Origin of the sequence: Pedobacter sp. KLB.chiD (genome assembly GCF_047040275.1) — a bacterium.
Taxonomy (GTDB): Bacteria; Bacteroidota; Bacteroidia; order Sphingobacteriales; family Sphingobacteriaceae; genus Pedobacter.
In genome coordinates this window covers 1,596,183-1,607,590 of record NZ_CP178207.1, presented here as the reverse complement: position 1 = coordinate 1,607,590, position 11,408 = coordinate 1,596,183, and the positions used below count along the sequence as shown (strand labels likewise).

At 38.8% G+C, this 11,408-nt stretch carries 8 protein-coding genes; 4 read left to right on the top strand and 4 right to left on the bottom strand.

Annotated elements, in window-relative coordinates:
- Positions 1–24 precede the first annotated feature (24 nt).
- Together ACK1I8_RS06380 and ACK1I8_RS06375 are read right to left on the bottom strand one after the other, a co-directional pair.
- Positions 25–1,107 (bottom strand): efflux RND transporter periplasmic adaptor subunit, encoded by a 1,083-nt coding sequence (locus tag ACK1I8_RS06380; RefSeq protein WP_412468503.1) that lies wholly within the window; start codon positions 1,105–1,107, stop codon positions 25–27.
- A 756-nt stretch (positions 1,108–1,863) separates the two neighbouring features.
- A complete protein-coding gene (locus ACK1I8_RS06375; protein ID WP_412468502.1) occupies positions 1,864–2,187 on the bottom strand; it encodes a TfoX/Sxy family protein in 324 nt (107 codons plus the stop codon).
- 140 nt (positions 2,188–2,327) lie between these two features.
- On the opposite strand from ACK1I8_RS06375, the gene ACK1I8_RS06370 reads away from it, so the two are divergent.
- Positions 2,328–2,612, top strand: coding sequence for a hypothetical protein (locus tag ACK1I8_RS06370; protein WP_412468501.1), 285 nt, complete (start codon positions 2,328–2,330; stop codon positions 2,610–2,612).
- Between the two features lie 100 nt (positions 2,613–2,712).
- On the opposite strand, the gene ACK1I8_RS06365 is transcribed toward ACK1I8_RS06370, so the two are convergent.
- Positions 2,713–4,131 (bottom strand): glycoside hydrolase family 28 protein, encoded by a 1,419-nt coding sequence (locus ACK1I8_RS06365; protein ID WP_412468500.1) that lies wholly within the window; start codon positions 4,129–4,131, stop codon positions 2,713–2,715.
- Positions 4,132–4,281: 150 nt separating this feature from the next.
- Positions 4,282–5,295: a LacI family DNA-binding transcriptional regulator gene (locus tag ACK1I8_RS06360; protein WP_412468499.1), complete on the bottom strand. Its 1,014-nt coding sequence runs from the start codon at positions 5,293–5,295 to the stop codon at positions 4,282–4,284.
- 470 nt (positions 5,296–5,765) lie between these two features.
- On the opposite strand from ACK1I8_RS06360, the gene ACK1I8_RS06355 reads away from it, so the two are divergent.
- The 3 genes from ACK1I8_RS06355 to ACK1I8_RS06345 all read left to right on the top strand — a co-directional run bounded on the left by ACK1I8_RS06355 (position 5,766) and on the right by ACK1I8_RS06345 (position 11,369).
- A complete protein-coding gene (locus ACK1I8_RS06355; RefSeq protein WP_412468498.1) occupies positions 5,766–6,653 on the top strand; it encodes an inositol oxygenase family protein in 888 nt (295 codons plus the stop codon).
- 61 nt (positions 6,654–6,714) lie between these two features.
- Positions 6,715–9,759 carry a SusC/RagA family TonB-linked outer membrane protein gene (locus ACK1I8_RS06350; protein WP_412468497.1) on the top strand — a complete coding sequence of 1,015 codons (3,045 nt, stop codon included), beginning with the start codon at positions 6,715–6,717 and terminating at the stop codon, positions 9,757–9,759.
- A gap of 11 nt (positions 9,760–9,770) precedes the next feature.
- On the top strand, positions 9,771–11,369 hold the full coding sequence (locus tag ACK1I8_RS06345; RefSeq protein ID WP_412468496.1) for a RagB/SusD family nutrient uptake outer membrane protein: 1,599 nt from the start codon (positions 9,771–9,773) through the stop codon (positions 11,367–11,369).
- The last annotated feature ends 39 nt before the right edge of the window (positions 11,370–11,408 follow it).

Here is an 11,408-nt window from a genome sequence, read left to right as displayed (position 1 = left end):
AAATTAAGTATAGAAGGGTTTAGATTATTCTGTTTTCAATCTCAATTGTTTCAATACTTCCTGAGGTTGCTGGAATTTAAAGGCAATTTTATCATCTTCCTTAACTTTTTGTACGCCTTCAAGCAAAATCTTATCATCAACAGAAAGGCCATCGCCCACGATGTATAAGTCGGGAAGATCTCCCGCAATGGTAATCATCCTGGAGTGTACTTTATTGTTTTTATCAACCACAAAAACATAAGTTTTGTCTTGGATATCGTAAGTGGCCTTTTGCGGAATGATAATGGCATTTTTTAGCGGCACCACCATATGTACTTTACCGGTTTCGCCGTTCCTCAGCAGGTTGTCGCTATTATTGAACCTTGCCCTGAAAGCAATATTTCCGGTTTCATTATCAAATTCGCTTTCAATAACTTCTACTTTACCTTTTGCCTTTAAAAATTCGCCGTTCGCTAACAATAAACTTACTTCTTGCTGGTTTTTTGCCTTTGCAGCACTTTGATAGTTCAAATATTCTGGTTCTGATACATTGAAGTAGGCAAAAACCTGACTGTTATCGGAAAGGCTGGTTAATAATGCCCCCTCATCTACCAAACTTCCTAATTTTAAAGGGATACGATCAATCGTACCTTCGAAAGGTGCCCTGATTTCGGTGTTAGACAGATGGAATTTAGCCAGAGAGGTTTCGGCATTTGCGGATTGCAATTTGGCTTTGGCCATGGCCAGCTCATTTTTGGAAACGATATTTTTATCTGAAAGCAGCTTGGTATTTTCCAATTCAATTTGAGCCGATTTGGTTTCAGCCTGTGCCTTTAGCAATTCAGATTGCGCAGCTTTAGGCATAATCTTAAATAACAGCTGACCTGCCTTTACATGCTGACCTTCATCTACATAAATATTTTGGAGATACCCTTTCTCTTGAGCCCTAACTTCGATGTTACGCACAGATTTAATCTGCGAAACATATTCTTTGGTAAAGGAAGTATCCATTCTTAATGGCGCGGTTACCGCATAAGTTTCTACTTCTTCCTTTTCTTCTTTCTTCGAGGTGCAACTTGTTGCGTAAAGCAAAGTAAACAAGCCTAAGCACATGAAAACTCTTTTCATTTTTTGGAGTGGTTTTAATCTGATTTATTTTTCTCTAATTAGTTTCCCTCGGTAACCATTTTATGATGAAAAGTTCTCCACAACCGGTTTATAGATACTTTTGATTTCAATAAATGATGGTTACGCAACGATTTAATTCGAAAGCGAAATAAATACAACTTCATGAAGTTATAATGAAGTTAAACTTTGGGTTTGAACCGTAAAAATGGTGTTCTGAAACAGAAATGCAGGATTTTAAACTAGAGATTAAATCGGTTTACTTACCGTAAATACCTTGATTTTCAATTGTGAAGCTTTCTGCGACCGAAGTTTTTTTCGTTTTTTTAAAAGTGCGAAATGACAAATTTTCATTGCTTTTAATCAGGAAAGACAAGGAAGGGGTCTTGTCAATCACTTGATTTCAGCGATGGAAATGGACGCTAAAAATGACAATATATCCTTAACATTTACAAAACAGTATCCTTACATTAAAGCATTATTTTCGTCAACACAAAACCAGCCATTTTTTGTTTAGTAATCAGATTAAAGCGGTACAATATGGAAAACGAAATACAATCTGAAAGAGACATCCAATGCGAATTCCTCAACATTTTTAAATTTATATGGGCAGCTTGTGGCATAGCCCCCTTAGGCGAAACGCCAGGCAATCCTGAACCGGAAAACGCAAATTCTTAGCAAAAGGCAATAAGGTTTTTGGCTATAACAATTACTAAAAGCTGGGTACTAAAACATTTTTCCAGTCCCGCGCGCTTCTCCTTATCTATTTTTTTTGGATTTGGGTTCAGGAAGTTCGGCGACTGTAATATCCACCAATATTTTTAACCAATCTCGGTCTTCTAATTGAGCTTCAATTAGGAATTGGTTTTTCGCTCCCGGATATGGTGGTGCTTCTACCACATCGACGATATATTCCCGTCCTGATAAAGTTGGCTTAACAAATAGTTTATTGTCGCACACCAGGGCTAATAATTTTTCATCAAAATACAAGCCGTATTCACCAAACATCTTTTTATAAGTCACCCGACCGGAATAGTCAAACTGATCGATTATAAAATCTACAGATTTCTGATCTGATGCCATTTTAAATTGATTTTAGCTGAACTCGCGATAAAGTTAGACTATTCTTTGAATTCTGATTGGCTTTGATTGGCTTAATCGCTAAATTCGCAGCTCAAACAGTTTCCAGTAATGCAGACTGTTTTTTAATCTAAAAGAATAAAATGGAAGAAAACGATTTTGTTTCGATCTGGCTGGAAGAAACCGGAAATCCTGCAATTGAGAAACTTGCACAGCTAAACCTTGATGTCGCCCAAAAAACCACAGCAATACTTGCTGCCAATGACTTAACAGAAAACAACCTGGCTTCTATATTGGATATTAATCCTGATGAAATCAAAAGGTGGTTAATCGGAAGACATGTTTTCAGTGTCAAAACCATTAACGAAATCAATACCGCACTGGCAGAGCTGACAACTGCCTATACCAAACAACAACAGATCAACTGACAAAATTCAGATTTTGTTTATTACACCCTAATTATCCCACATTATAAGGTAATACATTATTTCGAGGCGACATACGAAAGAGCCGAAGCATTAAAGTTCTTTAATTACTCATGGCAGTTTCTCTAAAACTGATCACGTTAAGTTTACTTACATTCTTTTTTTCCAGGGCCTTTCCTGCATAGTCAGGTTTATTTTTACCCCATACGACATTACTGTTCAGGAGACTGATATATCCGGTATTTTCAAAATAAAATCCTGCAACCTTGCTTTTAACCAACCCTTCAACATTGCTAGGCCTGCGATCATATACTCCACCTGATTCTTTTGTCGTTTTATCAAGATGAACACTCACCTGGTCAAAATAGATTTCGGAAATTTTATCCGGACTTTCGCCACTGATGTAAACACCGCTTTCTCCAGTACACCTGATATTACTAAAATAAATATTTTTAACCGCACCTACCCTACCTTTGGTCTGGCCTTTCGGTAAACGCCAGCCAGCGTCTTTATTGTTGCTTGTTGCTCTCGGATAGGCTGTAATATAAATTGGCTCAGCCTTTCCCCACCAAACGTCCGAGAAAAGTTTAGATTCGATAAACAGGTTAAAGAAAATAACATTTTCTACTGTACCCTCATCGCGATTTTGAATCCCGATACCGCGGTTGCTCTTTCTGATATTGCAATTATTGATGAGTACATTACTGATCCGGTCCATATTTTCAGAACCTATTTTGATGGCACATGAGCTAGACGTCATGGTACAGTTACTGATTACAATGTTTTCGCAGGCACCATATTCTTCAAATTCGCGCCGGTTTTTTAAGCAGATACAGTCATCACCCGATTCGATGAAACAATTGGTAATCCGCACATTTTTACTGTGATCAAGGTCAATGCCATCGCTATTACGGATTTTTATACTGTTTAACAAGGTAATATTCGATATGGCTACATCATTACAGCCTATTAAATGAACCGTCCAGTAAGCAGAATTCTGAAATGTTACCCCATCTATATTGAGTTTATTACAACCGGTTAAGGTAAGCAGATGTGGCCTCGGATCTGTAATATTAAATGGTTTTAAAACATACGAGTCGCTCAGCTCCTCCCCCATAAACGAAATCCCATTCCCATCAATTACTCCTGTTCCGGAAATACTTACCTGCTCCAGCTTTTCGCCGCCGATCCAGATGGTACCTTCACCTTTATTTTCTCTAAAAGCACTTTGTGTATATAATTTTTCATCAGGGCTGGCCAGGAGTTTTGCCCCACCTTCTACTCTAAAATCAATAAAAGATTTTAAGTTAAAAGGCCCTGCTAAAAACACGCTCCCTGCAGGCACAATAACCTGCCCGCCGCCCGCAGCCGAACAGGCATCAATGGCTTTCTGAATGGCAGCAGCATCGTTTGTTTTGCCATCGCCAACCGCGCCATAATTTTTAATATTATACAATTTATTTTGGGCCATCCCATTGAAGGAGATCAACAGTGCAAAAAAGAGTAAAGGTTTAATCTTCATTTTTAAATCGTTATCAATATTTTGGTTTATTTAACTGAGTCCAATGACCAAAAACGATTTAAAAATCACAAAAAATCTCCATGTTGAAGCGTAATTTACCCGTTTAATTACGTAAACGTTTTCGCGAAACAACAGGTAAAAAATTAAATCCTAGCTTGAATAACCTGTAGATTCGCGCTTGACCAGTACCGATTTCAGGATAATATTCTGTTCATCATCCAGTTGTTTTTTGTTAAGAATTTTAAAGAGGCACTTTGCCGCTTCGCGCCCGATTTCGAAGGCAGGCTGCGAAATTGTTGTAAGGGAAGGGCTTAAAAGTTTTGCTGTACTCAGGTTAGAAAAACTCAGTATTTTAATTTCATTCGGAATATGTAAACCCGATTCCCTGCAGGCACAATAAGCAGGAATGATAAATTCTTCAATAGAAGAAAAAAGCGCATCGGGTTTGTACTTCTCAAGCAATTCTTTTATCTGCTGCTGGTTAAACGCTTCATCTTCATGATATTTAACAACAAGTTGCTCTGAAAAGGCTATCCCATGTGTTTTCAATGCATCAAGATAACCTGCAAACCTTGCCTTACCTGCCGGAAGGTTTCCGAGTCCAAATAAATAGGCGATTTTGGTACAGCCACACTCAATTAAATGTTCGGTGGCCTCAAAGGCAATTTCATAATCGTCGGTAGTTACTTTAACCGCATCCAGGTTTTCATAAACCCGATCGAAAAAGACCAAAGGGATTTTGCTAACCAGATTGGCGTAATATTCACTATTATATTCACTGCTCGATACAGAAGTAAGAATACCATCTACCCTTCCGTTCAATAAGCTGTTGGTAAATGCCTTCTCCGCTTCTATATTTTCATGGGTTTGGTAAATAAGCACATGGTAACCATACTGCCTGGCTATTTCTTCAATTCCCATGATAGCTAAGGAGAAAAAATTATTGGCAACGAAAGGTATAACCACCGCTATTGTTTTGGTTTTGTTGCTGCGCAGGTTGCTAGCCGCCGGATTTGGGGTATAATTCAGTTCTTTGGCTAAATCCCATACCCTGTTTTTAGTTTTTAAACTGATTTCATAGCTGTCGTTAAGGGCCTTGGAAACGGTCGCTATTGAAATATTCAACTCCTGAGCCAACCGCTTAATATTAACTGCTTCCGCCATGTTTTAAATTTGTTTTGTTAGTTTTTTTAGGATTATCTGGCCTTTTCAAAAATGCGATAGACTAAAGAATTTCCTTTTTTACCAGTTTTCAGGGCAAAACAGCAGTCCCTGCCAATACGGATACAAACAGGGCAAAATGATGTTAATACCAGGTAGCTGGTTCAGCAACACTATGTCTCCTACATCATCAATAGACACCCGGTTGCAAACGCAAATATAAAATAATCACGATATCAAAATCCTTTTTTTTCCTTTTGTCCATACTGTTTAACAGAAGGCATCGGGCAGGCCAAAAACGGATTATAACTACTTAAATCTAAATTATTTAATTCATATTTCAGCATCCTAAACAAGATTTTACGTAATCGTTTAAGTAAATAAAGTTGGGTAAAAATAAAATTTTAAGCTTTCAAAAACTGAATTTTAACCTAATAACCAACAAAAATTTCAAAGAATCAATTTCTGACCTTATGAGAAACCAACGTTCATCATCAGGGGATAATCAAAATCCCTTGCAAAATCTTGATCAGTGGGAAGAGGATATATTGAACCGCTATCCTGATCCCAAAAACATCAATGCCGACAAAAAAGAAGAACAGTTCAGAAATTATGACGAAACTGAAAAGGACAGTGTAAAAGAATTTTACAGGCTTAACCATACCTATCAAACCTACGATTTCGTAAAACAGAAAAAAGCAGATTATTTAAAGTTCAACAAACAAGAAATGCCGATCTGGAGTGCTTTCGAATTTTTAAATAAGTTGGTAGATGATTCTGATCCGGATACCGATTTAGATCAGATGCAGCACCTGTTACAAACATCTGAGGCCATCAGAAACGATGGACACCCCGATTGGATGGTATTGGTTGGCTTAATCCATGATATGGGTAAAGTTCTTTGTTTATTCGGAGAGCCACAATGGGCTGTTGTAGGTGATACTTTCCCAGTAGGTTGTGCGTATTCCGATCAAATTGTTTATCCGGAATTTTTCAGTCAAAATCCTGATTACACAAATGAGATTTACCAAACCAAATTAGGTGTTTACACTCAAAATTGTGGTTTGGACAACGTAGATATGTCATGGGGACACGACGAGTATGTGTACCACATGATGAAATCCTACCTGCCTGAGCCGGGTTTATATATGCTCCGCTACCATTCTTTTTATTCGCAGCACAGGGAAAATGCATACGATCATCTAATGAATGAGAAGGACCATGAAATGTTTAAATGGGTAAAACTTTTCAATCCTTACGATCTCTATTCTAAAAACCCCAATCAGAAAAGCTGGGCAGAACTGGAGCCATATTATAAAGCACTTGTGGCTAAATATTTACCAAATACTATTAAATTTTAAATTCTCTCGCCAAACATTAGTAACCAAATAAACAATTTATGAATCTAATTTTACAAAAATCATGAGATTTAACTGTACACGCTTAAAGTATAGTGGCGTATTTATGCTGCTTTTACTCATTAGCCAGGTGTTCAACATTGCCTACGCGCAAACTGAACGAAAAATTACTGGAAATTTAGTAGATAATACCAACCAACCCGTTATTGGGGCTTCTGTTTCAGTGAAAGGCACTTCGAAAGTAACTTCTACCGGTGCAGATGGATCTTTCAGCATTTCAGCGAAAACCGGCGACAAAATTCTTTTCAGTTTCCTGGGCTATCAAACCAGGGAACTTACCGTAGGTACAGCGTCTACCTATAAAGTGACGATCTTAGAATCTACGGCTGCTCTGAATGATGTGGTTGTAGTGGGTTATGGTAAAAGCTCAAGAAAAGCATTAACCAGCTCCATCTCTACGGTTAAGGGTGATGATCTCAACAAAGGTGCCATTAGTGATGTTGGCCAGATGCTACAGGGTAAAGTACCGGGACTAAACATCACCAGAAGTGGAGACCCAAACCGTAACGCAGCCATCATTATGCGTGGTGCCTCTACCCTGCGCGACGGTGCGCAATCGCCACTCTTTGTGATTGATGGTGTGGTTGGTGCTGACATTTCTATCCTTGCGCCAGATGATATCGCCTCAATTGATGTATTAAAAGATGCTGCCGCCAGCGCTATTTATGGAAACAGGGCAGCAAACGGTGTAATTATGGTCACGACTAAAAGAGGCGTAGCAGGCTCAGCACAAATTGCCTACAATGGCTACTTTGGCGTAGAAAATGTATCAAACCGTTACGATATGATGAATGCCGGTCAATTAAAAGCATTTTTAGCGAAAACCAATTCGGCACTTACGCCAGCCAATGATAAAGGTGCGGATACCAATTGGCAAGATGAAGTACAACGCAGAGATGCTCTATCCTATAATCACAACGTCTCTTTAAGCGGAGGTACCGAAAAAACTACCTACAATGCCAGTTTAAACTATTTTAAACAAGAAGGAATTATCAAAACCAGCGATTTAGATAGATTTATCGGTCGTATAGGTATTGAACAAAAAGCTTTAAACGATAAGTTGAAGATTGGATTGAACATCAGCAACTCGGTAACCAATGCTAATCTGGTTCCTTACCGTAATACGGTATTGTCGCAAATGCTTACTTACCTGCCAACATCGCCGGTAAAAAATCCGGATGGTTCTTATTTCGATAACCTGATCCAGACCAGCTACTACAATCCGGTTTCGATGCTTGAAAACGGTAAAGAGAACCTGAAGAATAAGAATATCCTCGGAAATTTAACCGTTAACTTAAAATTACCATTCGGATTCTCTTACGATGTTTCTGCATCTTATCAGAATAGTCAAAATGTTTATGGTGCATTTTACAACAGTATTTATACTTCAAGGTACAACAATGTTCGTAATACACCGGAGCCACCGGCAACGCCAAGCTTTGTAACTTTGGTGGGTAAAGATGGTCTGGCGGTAAGAAATGCTTATCAGAACACCAATAAAATTATAGAAACTTACTTAACCTGGAATAAAAAATTTGGAGACCATGATATTAATGCCGTGGTGGGTTATTCTTATCAGCAATCGTTGAACAATGATGGCTTTCAGGCTACCTCTACCAATTTCCCGATTAACCAGGTTAGTTATAATAACTTAAGTTTAGGAAACCCTTATGCCGTAACTGATTTCAGGGTTGATTTTAATCCCGGCGTAACCTACCAGGAAATTTTGATGATCTCTGATTTTGCAAGGGTAAATTATAACTTTAAAAACAAATACCTTTTACAAGGATCGATCAGAAGAGATGGATCAAATGTATTTGGTACTAACGAAAAATGGGGATATTTCCCATCTGTAGGTGCGGCATGGAACATTGATCAGGAGAACTTCTTTAAAAATGTTGGCGTAATCAAAACACTGAAATTAAGAGGTAGTTATGGTATAGCGGGTAACTCACTTGGTTTTGCCCCATTAACCACTAAACTTATTTATGGTCAGGTTGGTCAGTTTTATTATAACGGTTCGCCAAGAGAGGGTGCATATGGAGCCATCCAGAATGAAAACCCTGACTTAAGATGGGAGAAAACGGCTACAACCAATATTGGCCTGGATTTCGGACTATTTAATGGCAGATTAACAGGATCTGTGGATATTTATGATAAAAAAACAACTGATTTAATTTTGTCATTCGGCGTTGATAATAACTTATACCCTGCAGGTTCTTATACGGCTAATGTGGGTAGTCTGAGTAACAAAGGTATCGAACTGGTTTTAAACGGTACGCCGGTAAGCACCGATAACTTCAGCTGGACTACCGGGTTCAATCTGGCCCATAACCGCAATAAAGTGATCAGCTTGTCAGATGATAGCAGGTTTAATATTGAAGACCGTCTTACGGTTTCTCCGGATGGTGCCGGGCAAAGTGGTGCAACACTACAGATCCTAAAACCAGGTGAGCCAATCGGTACTTTTTTTACCTTTAAATATGCAGGTAAAGATGCAAATGGTGTATCACAATATTATGATGCTGCCGGAAACATTAAAACACAGAACCTGCTTAATAAAACCGATTATTATATCCTTGGAAATGCACAGCCGAAAGCATTGTTAGGTTGGACAAACAACATCAGGTATAAGAATTTTGATTTAAGTGTATTTATGAGAGCGGTAGTAGGTGTCAAAATTATGAACGTTACACGTGCTGATTTATTCAGACCAAGTACTGCCCAGTTCACTAATATCCCTGTAGAGGTTGAAAACGAATCAGTAGCTGATTTCAACTCCTACAAATATTCGAGCAGGTTTCTGGAAAACGGCAGTTATTTACGTTTAGATAATGCAACGCTTGGGTATACTTTCAAAAAGGGACTCATTCCTGGTGTAAATTCTCTTCGGTTGTATACCACAGCCAATAACCTGTTTGTAATTACCGGTTATAAAGGAATAGACCCGGAGATTAACCAGGGCGGTACTGCTCCGGGTGTAGATACCAATAACTTTTACCCTAAAACCAGAACCTTTTTATTCGGGTTAAACGTATCATTCAACTAAAATTTAAAAAGATGAAAAATCTTATCAAATACATTGCAGGAACTGCGTTATCGCTAGGCTTATTAACTTCCTGCCATAAACTGGATTTAAAAGTGGAAACACAGCTAACGCCTGAAACATTTCCTCAAACAGACCAACATTATATACAGCTAACCGGACAGGTATACGTACAGTTGCGCCAGAACTGGAGCACCGATTATTTCTTTATGCAATCGTTAAGCACTGATGAAGCCATTATGCCGGCCAGAGGTGGAAACTGGTATGATGGAGGCGTATTCGAAATGCACCACAAACATACCTGGAATAAAGATAACGGACATGTGAGTAGTGGTTGGGGATGGCTTTCTGCAACCATCAGTAAAGCGAACCAAAGTTTGTTCTTATTAAAAGACGCGCCCGAATCTCCGGGCAAAACAGTGGCCGTGGCCGAAGTAAGGGCAACCAGAGCATTAGCCTTTTTTATGATGATGGATTTATGGGGAAATATCCCGGTGGTAACTACCTTCGGACAAACCACCCCACCTGAAACCAAATCGCGTCTGGAAGTTTTTAATTTCATTGAAGCTGAACTTAAGGAAGTATTACCTAACCTCAGTAGCGCAACGGGTGCTGCAACTTACGGTCGCCCAAATAAATATACAGCCTATGCTATTTTGGCAAAGATGTACTTAAATGCTGAAGTATATACCGGTACTCAACGTTACAATGATGCTGTGGCCATGTGTGATGCCATCATTGGTGCCTCTGGGTCTCCCTATAGTTTAGAAAGTGACTACCGTAAAATGTTCTTCATTGATAACGGACCTCAGATCAAAGAATTTATTTTCGCGATCCCTTTTGACCCTGGCTTTAGTAATGGTACCATGATTTATTCCCGTTACTCTCTACCGCGTTCGTTACAGAAAAAATACAGCCTAAAATTTACGCCAAGTGCGCCAATGAGTACCTTGCCAGAGTATTATGCCAATTTCAATGACCCTAATGATAAAAGGAATGCACAATGGATAAAAGGATTACAGACTTATTATGACGGTTCGCCGGTAACGGTAGCGACCACCAAAAAAGGATATGACCAATTTTATGCAGGTTCTGATGGTTCAGCAGCACTCACCTATCAGGTTGATATTACACCAAACGTAACCCTTAGAGATGCATCAAGACCTTTTGATGCCGGAAATGATGAAATTGCCTGGAATATGGGATACAGAAACAATAAATTTTATTGTGACAGTACATCATCCAGCAGAAACCAAAATAATGATGTACCGGTTTTCAGATATTCTGATATCTTATTAATGAAAGCAGAAGCTATATTAAGAGGCGCTACGCCTACGCAAGGTCAAACTGCTTTATCGTTGGTAAATCAGTTACGTGCCGTTCGTACGACTTCACCTGCATGGACTTCAGTTACTTTAGAAGATTTATATAAAGAACGTTGCAGGGAAATGGCCTGGGAATGCTGGCACCGTAATGATATGATCCGCTTTGGCAAGTATGAAGGTACATGGGGCTTTAAAACGGATGCGCAGACATTTCACAGACTTATGCCGATTCCTGCATCAGCTATAATATTAAACCCGAAGTTGAAACAAAATCCAGGATACAATTAATTTTTATTTTTTCTGGAAGAGGCAGTATTATCAAATAAT